At 32.5% G+C, this 20,332-nt stretch carries 36 protein-coding genes; all 36 read right to left on the bottom strand.

Features of this window, described 5'->3' with window-relative positions:
* Positions 1-74: 74 nt before the first annotated feature.
* Entirely contained in the window at positions 75-890 is an 816-nt protein-coding gene (locus tag CNEONATNEC86_RS01215; protein ID WP_125149603.1) for an energy-coupling factor transporter transmembrane component T family protein, read from the bottom strand.
* Positions 891-893: 3 nt separating this feature from the next.
* Positions 894-1,766 (bottom strand): energy-coupling factor transporter ATPase, encoded by an 873-nt coding sequence (locus CNEONATNEC86_RS01210; RefSeq protein ID WP_125149602.1) that lies wholly within the window; start codon positions 1,764-1,766, stop codon positions 894-896.
* On the bottom strand, positions 1,751-2,602 hold the full coding sequence (locus CNEONATNEC86_RS01205; protein ID WP_159135411.1) for an energy-coupling factor transporter ATPase: 852 nt from the start codon (positions 2,600-2,602) through the stop codon (positions 1,751-1,753). Before CNEONATNEC86_RS01205 ends, CNEONATNEC86_RS01210 begins: the two co-directional genes overlap by 16 nt.
* A 244-nt stretch (positions 2,603-2,846) precedes the next feature.
* Positions 2,847-3,188, bottom strand: coding sequence for a 50S ribosomal protein L17 (gene rplQ, locus CNEONATNEC86_RS01200; protein ID WP_058293570.1), 342 nt, complete (start codon positions 3,186-3,188; stop codon positions 2,847-2,849).
* A 12-nt stretch (positions 3,189-3,200) separates the two neighbouring features.
* Entirely contained in the window at positions 3,201-4,148 is a 948-nt protein-coding gene (locus CNEONATNEC86_RS01195; protein ID WP_058293571.1) for a DNA-directed RNA polymerase subunit alpha, read from the bottom strand.
* 102 nt (positions 4,149-4,250) lie between these two features.
* Positions 4,251-4,871 carry a 30S ribosomal protein S4 gene (gene rpsD, locus CNEONATNEC86_RS01190; protein ID WP_058293572.1) on the bottom strand — a complete coding sequence of 207 codons (621 nt, stop codon included), beginning with the start codon at positions 4,869-4,871 and terminating at the stop codon, positions 4,251-4,253.
* Positions 4,872-4,900: 29 nt separating this feature from the next.
* A complete protein-coding gene (gene rpsK, locus CNEONATNEC86_RS01185; RefSeq protein WP_058293573.1) occupies positions 4,901-5,296 on the bottom strand; it encodes a 30S ribosomal protein S11 in 396 nt (131 codons plus the stop codon).
* Between the two features lie 15 nt (positions 5,297-5,311).
* Positions 5,312-5,680 carry a 30S ribosomal protein S13 gene (gene rpsM / locus CNEONATNEC86_RS01180; protein ID WP_058293574.1) on the bottom strand — a complete coding sequence of 123 codons (369 nt, stop codon included), beginning with the start codon at positions 5,678-5,680 and terminating at the stop codon, positions 5,312-5,314.
* Between the two features lie 205 nt (positions 5,681-5,885).
* Positions 5,886-5,999, bottom strand: coding sequence for a 50S ribosomal protein L36 (gene rpmJ / locus CNEONATNEC86_RS01175; RefSeq protein ID WP_002509257.1), 114 nt, complete (start codon positions 5,997-5,999; stop codon positions 5,886-5,888).
* Between the two features lie 34 nt (positions 6,000-6,033).
* Positions 6,034-6,252 (bottom strand): translation initiation factor IF-1, encoded by a 219-nt coding sequence (gene infA, locus CNEONATNEC86_RS01170; protein WP_002582630.1) that lies wholly within the window; start codon positions 6,250-6,252, stop codon positions 6,034-6,036.
* 7 nt (positions 6,253-6,259) lie between these two features.
* Positions 6,260-6,541 carry a KOW domain-containing RNA-binding protein gene (locus CNEONATNEC86_RS01165; RefSeq protein WP_058293575.1) on the bottom strand — a complete coding sequence of 94 codons (282 nt, stop codon included), beginning with the start codon at positions 6,539-6,541 and terminating at the stop codon, positions 6,260-6,262.
* 92 nt (positions 6,542-6,633) lie between these two features.
* Complete coding sequence (gene map, locus CNEONATNEC86_RS01160) at positions 6,634-7,380, bottom strand: type I methionyl aminopeptidase (protein ID WP_058293576.1); 747 nt, start codon at positions 7,378-7,380, stop codon at positions 6,634-6,636.
* Positions 7,380-8,030, bottom strand: coding sequence for an adenylate kinase (locus CNEONATNEC86_RS01155; protein WP_058293577.1), 651 nt, complete (start codon positions 8,028-8,030; stop codon positions 7,380-7,382). Before CNEONATNEC86_RS01155 ends, map begins: the two co-directional genes overlap by 1 nt.
* Before the next feature lie 24 nt (positions 8,031-8,054).
* Complete coding sequence (gene secY / locus CNEONATNEC86_RS01150) at positions 8,055-9,341, bottom strand: preprotein translocase subunit SecY (protein ID WP_058293578.1); 1,287 nt, start codon at positions 9,339-9,341, stop codon at positions 8,055-8,057.
* Between the two features lies 1 nt (position 9,342).
* A complete protein-coding gene (gene rplO / locus CNEONATNEC86_RS01145; RefSeq protein ID WP_058293579.1) occupies positions 9,343-9,783 on the bottom strand; it encodes a 50S ribosomal protein L15 in 441 nt (146 codons plus the stop codon).
* Between the two features lie 23 nt (positions 9,784-9,806).
* The gene (rpmD, locus tag CNEONATNEC86_RS01140) at positions 9,807-9,986 is read right to left on the bottom strand and encodes a 50S ribosomal protein L30 (protein ID WP_058293580.1); all 180 of its coding nucleotides are present in this window, start codon (positions 9,984-9,986) and stop codon (positions 9,807-9,809) included.
* 12 nt (positions 9,987-9,998) lie between these two features.
* Positions 9,999-10,496, bottom strand: a complete 498-nt coding sequence (gene rpsE, locus CNEONATNEC86_RS01135) for a 30S ribosomal protein S5 (protein ID WP_058293581.1) — start codon at positions 10,494-10,496, stop codon at positions 9,999-10,001.
* An 18-nt stretch (positions 10,497-10,514) separates the two neighbouring features.
* A complete protein-coding gene (gene rplR, locus CNEONATNEC86_RS01130) occupies positions 10,515-10,874 on the bottom strand; it encodes a 50S ribosomal protein L18 (protein ID WP_058293582.1) in 360 nt (119 codons plus the stop codon).
* Positions 10,875-10,894: 20 nt separating this feature from the next.
* On the bottom strand, positions 10,895-11,437 hold the full coding sequence (gene rplF / locus CNEONATNEC86_RS01125) for a 50S ribosomal protein L6 (RefSeq protein ID WP_058293583.1): 543 nt from the start codon (positions 11,435-11,437) through the stop codon (positions 10,895-10,897).
* 75 nt (positions 11,438-11,512) lie between these two features.
* Positions 11,513-11,911, bottom strand: a complete 399-nt coding sequence (gene rpsH, locus CNEONATNEC86_RS01120; protein WP_058293584.1) for a 30S ribosomal protein S8 — start codon at positions 11,909-11,911, stop codon at positions 11,513-11,515.
* Positions 11,912-11,943: 32 nt separating this feature from the next.
* Complete coding sequence (locus CNEONATNEC86_RS01115; protein WP_009167825.1) at positions 11,944-12,129, bottom strand: type Z 30S ribosomal protein S14; 186 nt, start codon at positions 12,127-12,129, stop codon at positions 11,944-11,946.
* A gap of 16 nt (positions 12,130-12,145) precedes the next feature.
* Positions 12,146-12,685, bottom strand: a complete 540-nt coding sequence (gene rplE, locus CNEONATNEC86_RS01110; protein WP_058293585.1) for a 50S ribosomal protein L5 — start codon at positions 12,683-12,685, stop codon at positions 12,146-12,148.
* A 24-nt stretch (positions 12,686-12,709) separates the two neighbouring features.
* Positions 12,710-13,024 carry a 50S ribosomal protein L24 gene (gene rplX / locus CNEONATNEC86_RS01105; protein WP_058293586.1) on the bottom strand — a complete coding sequence of 105 codons (315 nt, stop codon included), beginning with the start codon at positions 13,022-13,024 and terminating at the stop codon, positions 12,710-12,712.
* A gap of 17 nt (positions 13,025-13,041) precedes the next feature.
* A complete protein-coding gene (gene rplN / locus CNEONATNEC86_RS01100; RefSeq protein ID WP_058293587.1) occupies positions 13,042-13,410 on the bottom strand; it encodes a 50S ribosomal protein L14 in 369 nt (122 codons plus the stop codon).
* A gap of 30 nt (positions 13,411-13,440) precedes the next feature.
* Complete coding sequence (gene rpsQ, locus CNEONATNEC86_RS01095) at positions 13,441-13,695, bottom strand: 30S ribosomal protein S17 (protein ID WP_058293588.1); 255 nt, start codon at positions 13,693-13,695, stop codon at positions 13,441-13,443.
* 24 nt (positions 13,696-13,719) lie between these two features.
* The gene (gene rpmC / locus CNEONATNEC86_RS01090) at positions 13,720-13,932 is read right to left on the bottom strand and encodes a 50S ribosomal protein L29 (RefSeq protein ID WP_058293589.1); all 213 of its coding nucleotides are present in this window, start codon (positions 13,930-13,932) and stop codon (positions 13,720-13,722) included.
* A complete protein-coding gene (gene rplP / locus CNEONATNEC86_RS01085) occupies positions 13,932-14,366 on the bottom strand; it encodes a 50S ribosomal protein L16 (protein WP_058293590.1) in 435 nt (144 codons plus the stop codon). The genes rpmC and rplP overlap by 1 nt, the downstream gene beginning before the upstream one ends.
* Before the next feature lie 17 nt (positions 14,367-14,383).
* Positions 14,384-15,049, bottom strand: coding sequence for a 30S ribosomal protein S3 (rpsC, locus tag CNEONATNEC86_RS01080; protein ID WP_058293591.1), 666 nt, complete (start codon positions 15,047-15,049; stop codon positions 14,384-14,386).
* 21 nt (positions 15,050-15,070) lie between these two features.
* Complete coding sequence (rplV, locus tag CNEONATNEC86_RS01075; RefSeq protein ID WP_058293592.1) at positions 15,071-15,406, bottom strand: 50S ribosomal protein L22; 336 nt, start codon at positions 15,404-15,406, stop codon at positions 15,071-15,073.
* Between the two features lie 20 nt (positions 15,407-15,426).
* Positions 15,427-15,699: a 30S ribosomal protein S19 gene (gene rpsS / locus CNEONATNEC86_RS01070; RefSeq protein ID WP_058293593.1), complete on the bottom strand. Its 273-nt coding sequence runs from the start codon at positions 15,697-15,699 to the stop codon at positions 15,427-15,429.
* A 68-nt stretch (positions 15,700-15,767) separates the two neighbouring features.
* On the bottom strand, positions 15,768-16,598 hold the full coding sequence (gene rplB / locus CNEONATNEC86_RS01065; protein WP_058293594.1) for a 50S ribosomal protein L2: 831 nt from the start codon (positions 16,596-16,598) through the stop codon (positions 15,768-15,770).
* 59 nt (positions 16,599-16,657) lie between these two features.
* Positions 16,658-16,954, bottom strand: a complete 297-nt coding sequence (gene rplW, locus CNEONATNEC86_RS01060; protein WP_058293595.1) for a 50S ribosomal protein L23 — start codon at positions 16,952-16,954, stop codon at positions 16,658-16,660.
* Entirely contained in the window at positions 16,954-17,574 is a 621-nt protein-coding gene (gene rplD / locus CNEONATNEC86_RS01055) for a 50S ribosomal protein L4 (RefSeq protein WP_058293596.1), read from the bottom strand. Before rplD ends, rplW begins: the two co-directional genes overlap by 1 nt.
* A 25-nt stretch (positions 17,575-17,599) precedes the next feature.
* On the bottom strand, positions 17,600-18,229 hold the full coding sequence (gene rplC / locus CNEONATNEC86_RS01050; RefSeq protein ID WP_125149600.1) for a 50S ribosomal protein L3: 630 nt from the start codon (positions 18,227-18,229) through the stop codon (positions 17,600-17,602).
* 71 nt (positions 18,230-18,300) lie between these two features.
* Positions 18,301-18,609: a 30S ribosomal protein S10 gene (rpsJ, locus tag CNEONATNEC86_RS01045; RefSeq protein ID WP_058293598.1), complete on the bottom strand. Its 309-nt coding sequence runs from the start codon at positions 18,607-18,609 to the stop codon at positions 18,301-18,303.
* Between the two features lie 440 nt (positions 18,610-19,049).
* Positions 19,050-20,243 (bottom strand): elongation factor Tu, encoded by a 1,194-nt coding sequence (gene tuf, locus CNEONATNEC86_RS01040; protein WP_058293046.1) that lies wholly within the window; start codon positions 20,241-20,243, stop codon positions 19,050-19,052.
* Positions 20,244-20,332: the final 89 nt, after the last annotated feature.

Raw genomic sequence — 20,332 nt, 5'->3', positions numbered from 1 at the left:
ACCTCCATTGCTTATTATTATATTATCCAATTTAAAAAAATTAATACTATTTTAAATTCTATCATAATTAAGAATTATATGATTCCTGTAAATACAAATCTAACTGCTATACACCATATAATTAATACTCCAAACACACTAAAAGCTATAATATCTCTAGAAGTAAATTTCAAAACTTTCATTCTTGTTCTTCCAGCTCCACCTCTATAACCTCTTGCCTCCATAGCCATTGCTAATTCATCTGCTCTTCTAAATGAGCTGATAAATAAAGGCACTAATAATGGTATTAAATTTTTAGCTTTTTGAATTAATCCTCCACTTTCAAAGTCAGCTCCCCTAGCCTTTTGCGCTTTCATTATTTTATCCGTTTCATCCATAAGTGTTGGTATAAATCTAAGCGCTATTGTCATCATCATAGCCAACTCATGTGCCATCTCTTTTCCAATCGGCCTAAGTAGTCGCTCTATTCCATCTGTTAGCTCTATAGGAGAAGTTGTTAATGTTAATAACGATGTGCCTGTTATTAATAATATCAATCGTATGGCCATAAATCCAGCAATACTTAATCCTTCTTTATAAATATATAAAAATCCTATTTTATATATTAATGTATCAGGTGTTCCTTTAACCATAAATATATTTAAAACAGCTGTAAGCATAACCAAAAATAGTACTGGTTTTAATCCATTAAAAATGAATCTTGGTGGTATCTTGGCAATCATTATTATCATTATTAAAAACGCTACAACAACTGTATATCCAACAAATTTATTTATTAAAAAAAGACATACTATAAATAATAATGAAATTAAAATTTTTGTTCTAGGATCAAGTTTATGTATAAAGGACTCTCCTGGTAAATATTGTCCTATAGTAATATCCTTTAACATCCCCTATTCTCCCCCTCTCATATTATTATCTTTTAATATCGATAATAACTGTTTCTTAGCTTCTTCTATAGTAAATATATCATCGCTTAAATTAAATCCTCTTTTTCTTAACTCTCTAGCCAAATATGTAACCTGCGGTACTCCTAATCCTATCTTCTCTAACATATCTATTTCTTTAAAAACTTCAGAAGGCTTTCCTTGAATAGCCACTTTTCCATGATTCATAACGATAATTCTTTGAGCCATATTGGCAACATCCTCCATACTATGACTTACAATTATTATTGTCATATTTGAAGTTTTATGTAGTTCTTTAATTTGATTTAGTATATCATCTCTTCCTTTTGGATCTAATCCCGCTGTTGGTTCATCTAAAATTAAAGTTGTTGGCTTCATAGCTAGAACACCTGCTATTGCAACTCTTCTTTTCTGTCCTCCACTTAAATCAAATGGTGATTTATCTTTATATATCTCATAATCTAAACCCACCATTTTCATTGATTCCTTAACTCGTTCTTGGATTTCTTCTTCTGAAAGTCCTAAATTCCCAGGTCCATAAGCTATATCCTTTGCTATAGTCTCTTCAAACAATTGATATTCTGGATATTGAAACACTAGTCCAACTTTTTTTCTTATTTCTGAAAGCTTTATTTTCTTATCAGTTATATCAATTCCATCTACTATTATTTTTCCACTCGTTGCTTCTAAAAGGCCATTGAAATGTTGAATTAAAGTTGATTTTCCTGAACCTGTGTGACCTATCAATGCTATAAATTCTCCATCATTAATATCTAAAGAAACATTATCTAACGCAATTTTTTCAAATGGGCTTTTAGGCATATATATATGTGTTAAATTTTCTACTTTAATTGACATAATTCTTCCACCATTTCATCTACATTTAATATTTTTTCATTTATATTAATTCCAGCTTTTTTTAATTCATATGCTAATTCAGTCACCTGTGGAACATCTAATCCAATAGTCTTCATACGTTCCACTTGTGGAAATATTTCTCTTGGAGTGCCTTCCATTTTTATGCTTCCATCATCCATTACTATTATTCTATCTGCTTGAGCAGCTTCATCCATATAATGCGTAATAAGTATTATTGTCATTCCATGTTCTTTATTTAAATATTTTATATTATTCAGCACTTCTTTTCTTCCAGAAGGGTCTAACATTGCTGTAGGTTCATCAAAGATTATACATTCTGGTTCAATTGCAAGTATTCCAGCTATAGCCACTCTTTGTTTTTGACCACCAGATAATAGATGTGGTGCATGCCTTTTATATTCGCTCATACCAACTTTCTCTAAACTATCATCAACACGCTTACGTATTTCAGCAGGATCTATACCTAAATTTTCTGGGCCAAAAGCAACATCCTCTTCAACTATAGTAGCAACAAGTTGATTATCAGGATTTTGAAATACCATACCTGCCTTTGCTCTGATATCCCATAATACTTCTGGATTACTAGTATCTAAACCATCTACAATCACAGTTCCTTCTGATGGAGTTATTAAAGCATTTATATGTTTTGCTATTGTAGATTTTCCTGATCCATTATGCCCTAATATAACTAAAAATTCACCCTTTTTCACTTCTAAATTCACATTTTTTAATGCGTATTTCTCTTCATTTTTTCCTTCTGTATTATTAATATATTTAAAAGATACATTACTGCACTTAATCATTGCATCTCTCATTTTTTACCTCCAGTATGCATTATTACTACATTATACAAATGTTTAATAATATTCTTCTAGTATTGAGTATTTTTCTATACGTTTATTATATACTAATCTAATAAATATTCAATAAAATATATATTTTTTTATATATTCTCTCTAAAACATCTCTATAATATATTAATTTAATATTAATTAACTTTATTTAGATAAATTTTCTTATAAAAAAGGGATTAAGTTCAAACTTAATCCCGTACTATAATTATACTAATTCAAGTATAACTATTTCTGCTCCATCTCCTCTTCTAGGACCTTTCTTAATGATTCTAGTATATCCACCGTTTCTATCGGCATACTTTGGAGCTACATTATCAAATAAATTCTTAACAACTAATTCTTCTTGAACATAAGCTAACACTTGTCTTCTAGCATGAAGATCCCCTCTTTTTCCAAGAGTAATCATTTTTTCAGCTATAGATCTAGTTTCTTTAGCTCTAGTTTCAGTTGTTTCGATCTTACCATGCTTTAATAAACTAGTAACAAGATTTCTTAGCATAGCTTTTCTTTGGTCTGTAGGAAGACCTAATTTACGATAACCTGCCATGGATTTACCTCCTTACTCCTCACCTAACTTTAGGCATAAGCCTAATTCTTTAAGCTTTCTTTCAACTTCTTCTAAAGATTTCTTTCCTAGATTTCTTACCTTCATCATATCTTCCATTGACTTTCCGGCAAGTTCTTGTACTGTATTGATTCCTGCTCTCTTTAAACAGTTATATGATCTAACTGATAAATCAAGTTCTTCTACAGTCATTTCTAGAACTTTTTCTTTTTTATCTTCTTCTTTTTCAACCATTACTTCAATATCATTTGTATTATCTGTTAATGACATGAATAATTTGAAATGTTCAATAAGTATCTTTGCAGATAAACTGATAGCTTCATCTATTTTTATAGTACCATCAGTCCAAATCTCTAAAGTTAATTTATCATAATCAGTAATTTGACCAACTCTTGTGTTATCAACAGTAAAATTCACTCTCTTTACTGGTGTATAGATAGAATCAACTGCTATGGCTGATATTGGAAGGTCTTCGCTCTTATTTTTATTTTGAGTAACGTATCCTCTTCCTCTATCAACTGTTAATTCCATGTAAAGTCTTCCGTCAGCATCTAAAGTTGCTATATGTAGATCCTTATTAACAACTTCAACATCTCCATCAGTCTTTATATCTGCTCCAGTAACTTCTCCCGGTCCTTTGGCATCAATATAAATTACTTTTGGACCTTCACCGTTCATTCTTAAAGCTAATGATTTAATATTAAGAATTAATTCTGTAACATCTTCTTTAACTCCTTGAACTGTAGAAAACTCATGAAGCACACCATCAATTTTAACAGAAGTTGGTGCTACACCTGGAAGTGATGATAATAAAATTCTTCTTAATGCATTTCCTAGTGTAATACCATATCCTCTTTCTAGTGGTTCAACAACGTACTTACCATAAGTACCGTCTTCATTAACTTCTATACATTCTATTATTGGCTTTTCGATTTCTAACATTGATAAACCCTCCTTTTATTATAAATGGCAACCTTATTATGAGGGCAACTGATTCTATATTTGCATATATTTTGATAAATTTCTGCAACAAATATAAATATATTACTTGCTGTATAACTCAACAATAAGTGTTTCGTTAACAGGTACATCAATATCTTCTCTTGATGGCTCTGCAACTACTTTTCCTTCATAGTTATCAACATTAGCTTCTAACCATTTTGGTAAAGTCTTTGGATTTTCTGCAAAAGTTTTGAACTTTTCGCTTCCTCTGCTCTTTTCACATACAGTGATTACATCGTTAACTGAAACTTTATATGAACATATATCAACTTTCTTACCATTTACTAAGAAATGTCCATGAGTTACTAATTGTCTAGCTTCATTTCTTGATGCACCGTAACCTAATCTATAAACTACGTTATCAAGTCTTAATTCTAGTAATTTAAGTAAGTTTTCACCTGTAATACCTTTCATGTGTTCAGCTTTTTCATAATATGTTCTAAATTGGCCTTCTAATACGCCATAAATTCTTCTTGCTTTTTGCTTTTCTCTTAATTGAATTCCATAGTTAGACATTTTTTTCTTACTTGCACCATGTTGTCCTGGAGCATAGCTTCTTCTTACAAAAGCACATTTATCAGTAAAACATCTATCACCTTTAAGGAAAAGTTTCATACCTTCTCTTCTACATAATCTACATGTAGCACCAGTATATCTTGCCATTAAACTACACCTCCTATATAGATCTATAATTAGACTCTTCTTCTCTTTGGTGGTCTACAACCATTATGTGGGATTGGAGTAACATCTTTAATTAAAGTTACTTCTAGTCCAGCTGCTTGTAAAGATCTTATTGCTGCTTCTCTACCTGAACCCGGTCCTTTAACATAAACTTCTATACTCTTTAATCCATGTTCCATTGCTGCTTTAGCTGCTGTTTCTGCTGCCATTTGAGCTGCAAATGGAGTACTTTTTCTTGATCCTCTAAATCCTAGTGCTCCTGCACTTGACCATGATAACGCATTTCCTACTGCATCTGTTAAAGTAACTATTGAGTTATTGAAAGTTGACTTAATGTGTGCAGCACCATGCTCAATGTTTTTTCTTTCTTTTCTTCTTCTAGTCTTTTTAACCTTTTGAGCTGCCATTATCTTCCCTCCTAACTATTTCTTCTTATTAGCTATTGTCTTCTTAGGGCCTTTTCTAGTTCTAGCATTAGTCTTAGTTTTTTGTCCTCTAACTGGAAGACCTCTTCTATGTCTAATTCCTCTATAAGAACCAATTTCTACTAATCTCTTAATGTTTAAAGCAACATCTCTTCTTAAGTCACCTTCCACTATTAAGTTCTTATTTATATAAGTTCTAATTTCATTAACTTCTTCTTCTGATAAATCCTTAACTCTTGTATCTGGATTAACTCCTGTTGAAGCTAATATTTTTTGTGAAGTTGAAAGTCCAATTCCATAAATATAAGTTAAACCTATCTCAACTCTCTTTTCTCTTGGTAAATCAATACCTGCTATTCTTGCCATTAAAATTTACACCTCCTGATAATTGAAATGTATTAAAGTTGATTTTTTTATTTATAATAAAATTTCAGGCAATGTAATTTCATTGCAGCCGCCCTGAAATTTATTGTTTTGATTAATTAAACGACTATATAATCATATTTGACTTTTAATAAATTGTCAATATTATTATATCTATTTATTGTAAATAATATTGTCTAATAATTTATTAGCCTTGTTTTTGTTTGTGCTTAGGATTTTCACAGATTACCATTACTTTTCCTTTTCTTTTTATAACTTTGCACTTTTCACAAATAGGCTTAACTGATGGTCTTACTTTCATAGCTAACCCTCCTCATATTACTTTTGTGATATCTTTATTTAGCTCTCCATGTAATTCTACCTCTTGTTAGATCATAAGGAGAAAGTTCAACTGTAACTTTATCTCCAGGTAGAATTCTTATGAAGTTCATTCTTAATTTACCTGATATATGTGCTAAAATCTTATGCCCACTTTCAAGTTCCACTTGGAACATTGCATTTGGTAATGATTCTAGTACCGTACCTTGCATTTCTATAACGTCATCTTTTGACATAAGGTAATCAACCCTCCTTAACAATGCCTTTTAACTTTAGGAATCTTTTTATTTTTAAATCAGTACCCTTATCGCATGATTTGATTGATGAAATTATCTCATCATCAGTATCTTCTAAAATACTTAAGTGTTTTAACTTTTTCTTTTTAGGCATATTTATTGATTTTGTATTTCCATTAGCTAGCAACACATAATCTTCATTCATCTGCCTAACAATAACGTATAAGTTATTTTTATCTCTTCCTGCTTTTGAAAGTACTACTTTTCCAATCAAGTCATTGTTTTGCAAATTTTTCACCTCTATGATTACCTTAGTATAAATTAGCGATACTATTTCTAGTATAATGCAAATTTATAACTAAGCAACACTCTAATTTCTACTTAAACTAGTGTTAATATTTCTGGTCCGTCTGATAATATTGCAACTGTATTTTCATAATGTGCTGATAATGAAGAATCTCTTGTCACAACAGTCCATCCATTTCTTAAAGTTTTTACTTTATGATTCCCTATGTTAACCATAGGTTCTATAGCTAAAACCATTCCTTTAACTAAGTCCGGACCGATACCAGCCTTTCCAAAATTAGGTACATTAGGATCTTCATGAACATTAGCTCCAATCCCGTGTCCTACAAAATCTCTTACAACTGAGAAACCAGCTGCCTCAACGTAGCTTTGTATTTCGTGTGATACATCTCCTAATTTATTTCCAACCTTGGCATATTCTATACCTTTAAAGAAACTTTCTTTAGTGATATCAATTAGCTTTTGTGCATCAGAACTTATATTTCCTACTGGAAAAGTTCTTGCTGCATCTCCATGAAATCCATCAATACATGCTCCACAATCAATACTTACTATATCTCCGTCTTTTAACATGTATTCCCCTGGTATTCCATGTATTACTTGCTCATTTACTGAAATACATAGTGAAGAAGGAAAACCATATAAGCCTTTGAATGAAGGTTTTGCTCCATGCTTAGTTATAAATTCCTCTGCTATTTTATCTAATTCTGCAGTTGTTATTCCTGGTTTTATCTCATTCTCGAGCAAGAGCAATGTTTCTCCTACAATTTTACCTGCTTTTCTCATTAAGGATACTTCATTATCATTTTTTATAATAATCATTACTTCTTATTCTCCAGAATTTCACATATTCCTCTGAAGACTTCAATAATTGCCTTTGTTCCATCCACTGTAGATAATTTGTTTTTATCTGCATAATAATCTATTAATGGTTGTGTTTCTCTTCCATATACTTCAAGTCTTTCTTTTACAGTCTCTTCTGTATCATCTTTCCTTTGTATTACTTCAGTTCCACACAAATCACACTTTTTGCTATCAGCTGGTGGATTAAATTTTATATGATAACTTGCTCCACATGATGGACATACTCTTCTTCCAGTCATTCTTTCTAAAATGAATTCGTTTGGTACCTCTATTGCTAATGCAGTATCTAGTTCTTCATTTCTTTCTTTAAGAAAACTATCAAGAGCTTCAGCTTGAGCCACAGTTCTTGGAAAACCATCTAATAAATATCCTTCTTTGCAATCATCTTGGCTAAGTCTATCTTTAACCATATTTATCGTTACTTCATCTGGCACCAATTGACCTTTATCCATATAAGATTTTGCTTCAATCCCCAAAGATGTATTTTCTGAAATATTCTTTCTAAATATATCTCCTGTAGAAATATGAGGAATTGAATATTTATTACTAATAGATTTCGCCTGTGTTCCTTTTCCTGCTCCAGGAGGACCTAATAATACTATCTTCACCGGCTTCATCTCCATTTATTTAATCTATTTAAGAAATCCTTTGTAGTGTCTAACTACCATTTGTGATTCTACTTTTCTAGTAAAATCTAAAGCAACGTTAATCATAATTAACAATGATGTTCCTGAAAAAGATATATTTTTAAAAGCTGTGTTATTTTCTATTAAAATTGGAGTTACTGCTAAGATTGCTGCTAATACTCCTCCGATAACTGCTAATCTATTTAATATCTTTTCAAAATAAATTGTTGTCTCTTCACCTGGTCTTATCCCTGGAATAAAGCCAGCTGATTTATGCAAGTTTTCTGACATCTCATCTGGTTTAAATGTAATCTGCATATAAAACCAATTAAAAAATATAGTAAGTACAGCATAAATCACTATATAACTCCAACTTTTTGAGTTAAATGGACATGTGTTATTAGTTAAAATCCATTGTGCCCAACTTTTATCACCACCAAATAATGTTGCAATAGTTCTTGGAAATTCCATAACTGACATAGAGAAAATTATGCCTAAAACTGCCGAACCAATTATACTAAGTGGAATATGTGTTGATTGTGATTTAACCATCGCATTATTTCCTGAAGCAAACTTACCTGCATATTGTACTGGTATTCTTCTTTCAGATAATGAGAAGAACAATACTGCTGCTAACAGTAATAAAATAAATGCTGTAAATAATACAATTGAAACAATACTTACACTACCTGCATCCTTAAGAACAATTATAGATCCAATTATTGTTGGAATTCTTGAAATTATATTAACAAAAATTAGTATAGATGTTCCATTTCCAATTCCCTTTACTGTTACCTGATCACCTAGCCACATACAAAATGTAGAACCGACCACTAAAGTGAATACTATTACTATTTTTTGAGTTATTTCTAATCCCGCTGTTGCTCCACTATTTGCTAAAGTAGCATATATTCCATAGGCTAATACAAAAGAAATAACTAATGCTACATAACGTGTTGCATTTTGTATCTTCTTTCTCCCTGAATCACCTTCTTTAGAAAGCTGCTCAAGCTGTGGAATAGCTACAGTCAATAATTGTATTATGATAGATGAATTAATATATGGCATAACTCCAAGAGCTAATATACTTGCTCTACTAAAAGCCCCTCCAGATATTAAATCATAAAAACCTAGTAAACTCCCTGATTGAGATATATTCTTTAAATAATCAGAGTTAATTCCAGGAAGAGGAATGTGACTTCCCATCCTGAAAACTGCAACTAGTAATATTGTCCATAAGAGTTTTTTCCTTAGTTCAGGTACCTTAAATGCATTACGTAGGGTTTGAAGCATTTTACATCACCTCAACTTTTCCTCCAGCTGCTTCTATCTTTTCTATAGCAGACTTAGAGAACTTACATCCTTTAACTGTTAAGCTCTTTTCTAAATTTCCGTTTCCAAGAATCTTAACTCCATCCAATACTTTACTTATAACTCTTCTTTCAAGTAAAACTTCTGGAGTTATTTCTGTACCATTATCAAAGATGTTTAATCTATCAACATTTATGCTAACAATTTGTTTTGTAAATGGATTTGTGAAGCCTCTCTTAGGAAGTCTTCTATATAGAGGCATTTGTCCTCCTTCAAATCCAGGTCTTACTCCACCACCTGATCTAGCATTTTGGCCTTTTTCACCTTTACCAGCATTTCTACCTAATCCTGAACCAGTACCTCTACCAATTCTTTTAGGAGCCTTTTTACTGCCTGCTGCTGGTTTTAATTCGTGAAGTTTCATACTCAGTGCACCTCCTCTATATATTAAACTTCTTCTACTTTTAGTAAGTAGTCTATTTTCTTAATCATACCTTGTACTTGAGGTGTTCCCTCAACTTCTACTGTTTTTCTTATCTTTCTAAGTCCTAGAGCATTTGCAGTAGCGATATGGTCTTTTTTTCTACCTATTAGGCTCTTTACTAATGTAACTCTTAATTTAGCCATTGCAATATCCTCCTAACCTAATATTTCTTCTACAGACTTGCCTCTTAATTTAGCTATTTCTTCAGCTGTTCTTAAGTTTGCTAATCCGTTTATTGTAGCATTTACCATGTTATTTGGATTGTTTGAACCCAATGATTTAGCTCTTACATCTTTTAATCCTGCTAATTCTAATACAGCTCTTGCTGGACCCCCAGCGATAACTCCTGTACCTTCTTTAGCTGGCATAATTAGAACATCAGCTGTTCCAAATTTTCCGTGTATTTCATGAGGAATTGTGTTTCCTACTATTGCAACTTCTACTAAGTTTTTCTTAGCATCTTCTATTCCTTTTTTTATTGCTTCTGGGATTTCGATAGATTTACCCATTCCAACGCCAACGTGTCCGTTCTCATCACCAACAACAACTAATGCGCTGAATCTGAAGTTTCTACCACCCTTAACAACCTTAGTAACTCTGTTTATGAAAACAACCTTTTCTTTAAGGTCTAGTGTACTAGGATCGATTCTCATTGATTTCCCTCCTTATTATTAGAATTGTAATCCTGCTTCTCTTGCTGCTTCTGCTAATTCTTTAACTCTTCCGTGGTATATGTATCCGCCTCTATCAAATACCACTTCAGTGATTCCTTTTTCAATAGCTCTTTTAGCAACTACTTCACCTACAAGTTTAGCTCCTTCTTTATTTCCGCCTTTAGCCGAAAAATCCTTATCTAAACTTGAAGCTGCTACTAATGTAACGCCGTTTATATCATCTATAACTTGTGCATATATATTCTTTTCACTCTTGAAAACTGAAAGTCTTGGTCTTTCAACTGTACCAAATACTTTTTTACGAACTCTAAGGTGACGTTTTTCTCTACTTGCCTTTTTGTCTACCTTTTTGAACATATGGACTCACTCCTTCCTACTTATTTTTTACCAGTTTTACCTTCTTTACGTCTGATCACTTCATTTTCGTACTTGATACCTTTACCCTTATATGGTTCTGGTAATCTCCACTTTCTGATATCAGCTGCTGCAAAACCAACTTTTTCTTTGTCAATACCTTTAACAACAACTCTAGTAGCAGCTGGAGTTTCGAATGTGATTCCATCAATAGGTTCTATTTCAACTGGATGTGAATATCCAAGGTTCATTACAAGCTTCTTTCCTTGTAATTGAGCTCTATAACCAACACCAACTAAATCTAAAGTCTTTTGGTAACCTTCAGTAACTCCAATTACCATGTTATTAATTAATGCTCTTGTTAAACCATGAAGAGCTCTGTGTTCTTTTACATCACTATCTCTAGTAACGACTACTTCGTTATTTTCAATAGCTATGTTAATGTCTTTGTGCATATCTTTAACTAATTCACCTTTTGGTCCTTTAACTGTAACAACGTTGTCTGGTGTTACAGTTACAGTTACGCCAGCAGGAATAGCTATTGGTAATCTACCCACTCTTGACATAAGTGCACCTCCTGTATTATTTGAAAATTGTATCGTAATTCAACAATTTATACTTATTATCTATAATTTATACTATTACCAAACGTAGCAGATTACTTCTCCACCTAAACCGTTCTTTCTAGCTTCTCTATCTACCATTATTCCTTTTGAAGTTGAAACAACTGCAATACCTAATCCATTAAGAACCTTAGGAACTTCATCTTTCTTACAGTATACTCTTAATCCTGGCTTAGATATTCTCTTTATTCCAGTAATAACTCTTTCTTTGTTAGCTCCATATTTAAGAGATAATCTTAGCATTGGAACAACACCATCGTTATATTCATTAATTTCTTTAATATAACCCTCTTGTAATAATATATTTGCAATTTCCTTCTTAACCTTTGAAGAAGGTACTTCTACCACTTCATGTCTTACAGAATTAGCATTTCTCACACGAGTTAATAAATCTGCTATTGGATCTGTCATAACCATTTAATGTGCCTCCTTTCATTACATGTTTCTTCTTACCAACTTGCTTTTCTACAACCTGGAATTTCGCCCTTATAAGCAAGTTCTCTAAAACAAATACGGCATACTCCATATTTCTTTAATACAGCATGTGGTCTTCCACATATTCTACATCTAGTATAAGCTCTAGTTTTATATTTAGGAGTTTTGCTCCACTTTTCGATTATAGCCTTACGTGCCATCGTGTTACCTCCTTAATTATTGAGCAAATGGCATTCCAAGGAATCTTAATAATTCCCTAGCTTCTTCATCAGTATTTGCTGATGTTACGAAGATTATATCCATTCCTCTTACTTTATCTATTTTATCATATTCTATTTCTGGGAATATTAATTGTTCTTTAATTCCTAATGAGTAGTTTCCTCTACCATCGAACGCTTTGCTTGAAACTCCTCTAAAATCTCTAACTCTAGGTAAAGCAATAGATACTAATTTATCAGCAAATTCATACATTTTTGCTTTTCTTAAAGTAACCTTACAACCTAAAGGCATATTTTCTCTAATTTTGAAATTAGCTACTGATTTCTTAGCTCTAGTCAATATTGGTTTTTGGCCTGAGATTAATGTTAGATCATTAACAGCTGCTTCTAAAACCTTTTGGTTTTCTCTAGCTTCACCAACTCCCATGTTAATTACGATTTTTTCTAATTTTGGTACTTCCATAATATTCTTGTATCCGAACTTCTCGATCATAGCTGGAACTACTTCTTTTTCGTATCTTTCTTGAAGTCTTACCATATTTATTTACCTCCTTTCAAAATGTTAGAATGTTTCTCCACATTTTTTACAAACTCTAACTTTAGTGCCGTCATCTAATATTTTATTATTGATTCTAGTTGCGTTTTTACACTTAGTGCAATATAACATAACTTTTGAACTATTAATAGCAGCTTCTTTTTCAATAATAGCGCTTTCCATTTGAGCTTTATTAGCTTTTTGATGTTTCTTTACTATATTAACTCCTTGAACAAGAACTTTTCCTGTCTTTGGAGATACCTTTAAAACTTCTCCAGTTTTCCCTTTATCTTTACCAGATATAACTATAACTGTATCATTCTTTCTTACATGTACCTTCAATGTTTAGACACCTCCTTTTATAGAACTTCTGGTGCTAATGATAATATTTTATTGAATTCTTTATCTCTTAGCTCCCTAGCAACAGGCCCAAAGATACGAGTTCCTCTTGGTTGTTTGTCATCTTTGATTATAACCGCTGCGTTTTCATCGAATTTTATATATGAACCATCTGCTCTTCTTACGCCTCTTACAGATCTAACTATAACTGCCTTTACAACATCACCTTTTTTAACAACTCCACCTGGTGTTGCACTTTTAACGCTAGCTACTATAACGTCACCGATGTTACCAAACTTTCTCTTTGATCCGCCTAAAACTCTGATACACATAATTTCTTTTGCACCTGAATTATCTGCAACCTTTAATAAGGTTTGTTGTTGTATCATTATATTACCCTCCTTTCAGTCTTCAAGCCTCTATTTAGCTTTTTCAACTATTTCAACAAGTCTCCATCTTTTATCTTTAGATAAAGGTCTAGTTTCCATTATTAATACTCTATCATTAATTTTTGCATCATTATTTTCATCATGAACTTTAAATTTTGTTGTTCTATTAACAGTTTTTCCATACAACGGATGTCTAACCTTAGTTTCAACAGCAACTACGATAGTTTTTTCCATTTTGTCTGAAACAACTCTACCGATTCTTTTCTTTCTTAATCCTCTTTCCATTAGAGTTTAACCTCCTTCCAACTTTTATTGTTCCAATGCTCTTAATTCTTCTTCTCTTAAGATGGTTTTTATTTGGGCTATAGATTTTTTAACTTCTCTTATTCTCATTGGATTTTCTAATTGTCCTGTAGCTAGTTGGAATCTTAAGTTGAATAATTCAGCTTTAAGATCTCCTAATTTAACTGCTAAGTCTTGAGGATTGCTTGATCTTAATTCTTTTAATTCTCTAGCCTTCATTATTTTTCACCACCCATTTCCTCAAAATCTCTTTTTGTAACAAACTTTGTCTTTACAGGAAGTTTATGTGATGCAAGTCTCATAGCTTCTCTTGCAGTATCTTCTGCTACTCCTGATAATTCAAATAAAACTCTACCTGGTTTAACTACTGCTACCCAGTATTCTGGTGAACCTTTACCTGAACCCATTCTTGTTTCTGCTGGTTTTTCAGTAACTGGCTTATCTGGGAAAATCTTTATCCAAAGTTTTCCTCCTCTTTTAATATATCTATTGATAGCAATTCTGGCAGATTCAATTTGGTTACTAGTAATCCATCCACAAGTTGTTGCTTGTATACCGTAATCTCCATAAGCTAAGAAATTACCTCTAGTAGCTTTACCTTTCATTCTACCACGTTGTACCTTACGATGTTTTACTCTTTTAGGCATTAACATGACTTATTCCTCCTTTCTTATGCGTTAGCCTCTTCCTTTTCAACTTTCTTAGTTGGAAGAACCTCTCCATTATAAACCCAAACTTTAACTCCAATTTTTCCATATGTTGTATCTGCTTCTGCAAATCCATAATTTATATCAGCTCTTAATGTTTGTAGTGGAATTGTTCCTTCATGATATTGTTCAGTTCTTGCGATTTCAGCTCCACCTAATCTTCCTGAACATGCAGTCTTAACACCTTTAATTCCGTGTTTCATAGCTCTTTGCATTGTTTGCTTCATAGCTCTTCTGAAAGAAATTCTCTTTTCTAATTGTGCTGCAATGTTTTCTGCCATTAATTGAGCATCACATTCAGCACTCTTAACTTCAACAATGTTTATTAAAACATTTTTATCTTTAATAAATGAAGTTAATTTACCTTTTAAAGCTTCAATTCCTGCTCCACCTTTTCCAATAATAACACCTGGCTTTGCAGTGTGTATATTTAACTTAACTCTCTTAGCAGCTCTTTCGATTTCTACTTTAGAAATACCCGCTGAGAAAAGTTCTTTTTTAACAAACTTTCTTATTTTGTTATCTTCAACTAGGTTATCTGCAAAATTTTTCTTGTTAGCATACCATTTTGCATCCCAACCCTTGATGACACCTACTCTAAGGCCGTGAGGATTTACTTTTTGACCCACTTGCTTTTCCCTCCTTCTAAACTAAGCTCTTTCTTTAACAACTAGTGTTATGTTGCTTGTTTTCTTTAAAATCTTAAATGCTCTACCTTGTGCATGTGGTTGGAATCTCTTCAATGTTGGACCTTGACCCACAAAGCATTCTGAAACAAATAAGTTATCAGCATTTAATTCTAAATTATGTTCTGCATTTGCAACAGCTGATTTTAATACTTTTTTAATTACTACTGCTGCTTCTCTTGGCGTATATTCTAATATAGCAAAAGCTTCATTAACTTGCTTTCCTCTAATTAAATCTAGAACAACTCCTACTTTTGTTGGAGACATTCTAACATATTTTGCTATAGCTTTAGCTTCCATTTATGATCCTCCTTTCAAGGCTATCTCTTTGATGTTTTATCATCGTGACCTTTATAAGTTCTAGTTAATACAAATTCACCTAACTTATGGCCAACCATATCTTCTGATATATAAACAGGTACATGCTTTCTTCCATCATGAACAGCAATTGTGTGTCCTATGAAAGCTGGATAGATAGTTGAACTTCTTGACCAAGTCTTTACAACCTTTTTTTCTCCAGCTTTATTCATTTCTTCTACCTTATTAAAAAGTCCTTCATGAACAAAAGGTGCTTTCTTTGTTGATCTACTCACTAATATGCCTCCCTTCATAAAATCATCAAGTTTAAGCAACTTGAAGAGAAATAAGTATTCTCCTCAAACTACTTTCTTCTATCTTTAATGATGAATTTATCTGAATATTTCTTAGTTTTTCTAGTTTTGTAACCAAGAGCTGGTTTACCCCATGGAGTAACTGGACTTGGTCTACCGATTGGTGATTTACCTTCACCACCACCATGAGGGTGATCGTTAGGATTCATAACAGAACCTCTTACTGTTGGTCTCCATCCCATATGTCTCTTTCTACCTGCTTTACCGATATTTACAATATCGTTAGTAGTATTTGAAAGACTTCCTATTGTTGCTCTACATTCGATTCTTACATATCTCATTTCACCTGATGGTAATCTAAGAGTTGCATAATCTCCTTCTTTAGCCATTAATTGCGCAGAAGTACCAGCCGATCTTACTAATTGACCACCTTTACCTGTTTGTAATTCCACGTTATGAATTACTGTACCTACTGGTATATTCTTTAATGGTAAAGCGTTACCTGGTTTGATATCAGCATTTACTCCTGATTCAATAACGTCTCCAACTTTTAAAGCTGATGGTGCAAGAATATATCTTTTTTCACCGTCTGCGTATATAACTAACGCTATATATGCTGTTCTATTTGGATCATATTCTATAGTCGCAACCTTTGCTGGAATTCCATCCTTATTTCTTTTAAAATCTATAATTCTATATTTTCTCTTAGCACCGCCACCACGATGTCTAACAGTAATTTTACCTTGAGCATTTCTACCCGCTTTACTTTTTAAAGTAACAAGAAGTGACTTTTCTGGTGATTGTGAAGTAATTTCTTCAAATGTTGCCATTGTCATTTGTCTTCTTGATGGAGTAATCGGATTAAATTTTTTAACTGCCATTAAAATTCCCTCCTTCTTTAAGCTTTTCTGGTGTTCCTACACCAATAATGGCTTTAATATTATTGCATTCCTTCGAAGAATTCAATTCCGTTGCTTTCTTCTGTTAATGTAACAACAGCTTTCTTGTAGTCTGATCTTTTACCTACATGTACGCCCATTCTCTTAGTTTTTCCCAAACCATTTATAGTATTAACACTTTCAACTTTTACGTTGAATACCTCTTCTACAGCTCTCTTTATTTGAGATTTATTTGCATCAACATGAACGATAAAAGTGTACTTCTTTTCAGCCATATCAGCCATACTCTTTTCAGTTATAACTGGTTTTCTGATTATATCATGACTAGTTAATTTCATTATGCGTACACCTCCTCAATTTTAGATACAGCATCTTTTGTAACGATTAATTTTTCATATTTTAATAAATCATATACATTGATATTGTTAGCTGGAATTACGCTTACGCCTTCAATATTTCTTGCTGACTTGTATACAGCTTCATTTGATTCAGCAGTAATTATCAATGCTTTTTTAGCTTCTAAAGCTTTTAACATATCAACTACTATTCTTGTTTTTGGTGCCTCAAAACTTAATTCATCTAAAACTATCATTTGTTCATTTTGAACTTTAGTAGTTAAAGCTGATTTCATAGCAACCTTTCTCATACTCTTTGGAACTGCCATTCTGTAATCTCTTGGCTTTGGAGCGAATACTATACCACCTTTAATCCATTGAGGTGCTCTGATAGAACCTTGTCTTGCTCTTCCAGTACCTTTTTGTCTCCAAGGTTTAATTCCTCCCCCTCTAACTTCAGATCTTGTTTTAGCAGATTGAGTTCCTTGTCTTTTATTAGCTAATAACGCTACTACTACTTGATGTAATGCATATTCATTAACTTCTGTCGCAAACACTGTTTCATTTAATTGCATTTCATCAACTTTTTTTCCTTCTTTATTAAATATTCCTACTGTAGGCATTCTATTTCCTCCTTTCCTATAAAAATTAAGCTCTTACTGTATCTTTAATTACTACTGTACCTTTGTTAGGTCCTGGAATTCCACCCTTAATTAATATTAAGTTCTTTTCTGGAATAACCTTAACAACTTCTAAGTTTAATACAGTTGTATTTACAGATCCCATATGTCCTGGCATTCTCTTATTTTTGAATGTTCTTGATGGATCTGAAGAAGCTCCCATTGAACCTGGTGCTCTATGGAACTTAGAACCGTGTGTCATAGGTCCTCTTTGTTGATTCCATCTCTTGATAGCTCCTTGGAATCCCTTACCTTTTGAAACTGCTGATACATCTACTTTATCTCCAATTTCAAATACATCAGCTTTTATTTCTTGACCTACTTCATAAGTACTTATGTCTTCTAATCTAAATTCTTTAAGAGTTCTTCTTACACTAACCCCTGCCTTTGCGAAAGTACCTTTTCTTGGCTTGTTAGCTAATTTTTCTCTTATTTCTTCAAAACCAACTTGTATTGCTTCATAACCATCTTTTTCTACAGTTTTCTTTTGAACAACAACACATGGGCCAGCTTCTACTACAGTGACTGGAATAACTTTACCCTTTTCATCAAAAATTTGAGTCATTCCAACTTTTTTACCAATTATAGCTTTTTTCATGTATTTACACCTCCCAAACTAATTAGCGGACTTTTTACAATCATAACTAGCCGTTTTCTTTAAATTTTATATTATAGTTTAATTTCTATATCTACACCAGCTGGAAGATTTAATCTCATTAATGCATCAACAGTTTTTGGTGATGGATTAACTATATCGATTAATCTTTTATGCGTTCTGATTTCGAATTGTTCTCTTGAATCTTTATACTTGTGCACTGCTCTTAATATTGTAACAACATCTTTTTCAGTTGGTAGTGGTACTGGACCTACAACTTTAGCTCCTGTTGTTTTTGCAGTTTCAGTAATTTTTTCAGCTGATTGATCTAATATTGTATGATCAAAAGCTTTTAATCTTATCCTTATTTTTTGCTTTGACATTTCATTTCCCTCCTTTTTTATGTACGTTTTACTTCTAACGCACAACAGCGACTATGTGTAAACTGTTCCAGGTGTTTCATATACACCAAAGACGCTACAAAGCCCTGTTGTTGAGTTCTAGACTCAAACTTACTCATCAAGAATTACCCGGAAGTCCGGCAACCTCTCGAATCCGTGTCGTTATACAACTTCTTTATTATACTATTCTCAATAAATATTTTCAAGTTTTTTTTTATTTTTTAAAAAATTTAATAAAAATAATTATCCTGAAGTATTTAACACAAATATATTTTAGATTTTTACTCATAAAAATACAATATATTTATTTAAGGCTTTATATCCATATTTTATCTTTTACTGCTTTAACAACACTACCATTAATATTTTATGTAAATAATTGAGGTAAGGAATAAATTCCCTACCTCAATTACAATTTAATATTATTCAACTATACTAGTAACAACTCCAGAACCTACAGTTCTTCCACCTTCTCTGATAGCGAATCTTAATCCTTCATCCATTGCGATTGGAGTGATTAATTCAACATTCATGTCAATGTGGTCTCCTGGCATTACCATTTCCATTCCATCTGGTAATTTGATTGAACCAGTAACGTCAGTTGTTCTGAAATAGAATTGTGGTCTATATCCATCGAAGAATGGAGTATGTCTTCCACCTTCTTCTTTTTTAAGTACGTATACTTGACCTACGAACTTAGTATGTGGATGTACTGAGTTTGGTTTTGCTAAAACTTGACCTCTTTCGATTTCAGTTCTTTGAATACCTCTTAATAATGCTCCGATATTATCTCCTGCTTGCGCTTCGTCTAATAACTTTCTGAACATTTCGATTCCAGTTACTACTGTCTTCTTCTTTTCTTCTTGTAATCCAACGATATCTATTTCATCTCCAACATGAAGAACCCCAGCTTCAACTCTTCCTGTTGCAACTGTTCCTCTACCAGTGATTGTAAATACATCTTCAACTGGCATTAAGAATGGTTTATCTGTAGCTCTTTCTGGTGTTGGAATATAACTATCTACTGCATCCATTAAATCTAATATTGGTTTGATAGCTTCTTCATCTGTTGGATTTTCTAATGCTTTTAATGCTGATCCTGTTATTACTGGAATATCATCACCTGGGAAGTCATATTCACTTAATAATTCTCTTACTTCCATTTCAACTAATTCTAATAATTCTGGATCATCTACCATATCTGCTTTGTTTAAGAATACTACTATGTATTCTATACCAACTCTTGATCCTAATAAGATATGTTCTCTTGTTTGTGGCATTGGACCATCTGCTGCTGATACAACTAAGATAGCTCCATCCATTTGTGCAGCTCCTGTAATCATGTTCTTAACATAGTCAGCATGTCCTGGACAGTCTACGTGAGCATAGTGTCTGTTTTCTGTTTCATACTCAACGTGAGCTGTATTGATTGTAATTCCTCTTTCTTTTTCTTCTGGCGCTTTATCTATATCAGCATAGTTAAACGCTTCTGCATATCCTCTGTTTGCTAATACAGTTGTTATAGCTGCTGTTAATGTTGTCTTACCGTGGTCTACGTGACCGATTGTTCCAATGTTAACATGTGGCTTACTTCTCTCGAACTTTTCCTTTGCCATTGTTAAATTCCTCCCTTATGATAGAAATTAATTTTTCAAATCTTTCGTAATTATTATAGCGTATAAAATAGATAATATCTATATATATT

This window comes from Clostridium neonatale (genome assembly GCF_900465025.1).
Taxonomy (GTDB): domain Bacteria; phylum Bacillota; class Clostridia; order Clostridiales; family Clostridiaceae; genus Clostridium; species Clostridium neonatale.
This window is presented reverse-complemented; position numbering and strand designations above follow the sequence as displayed.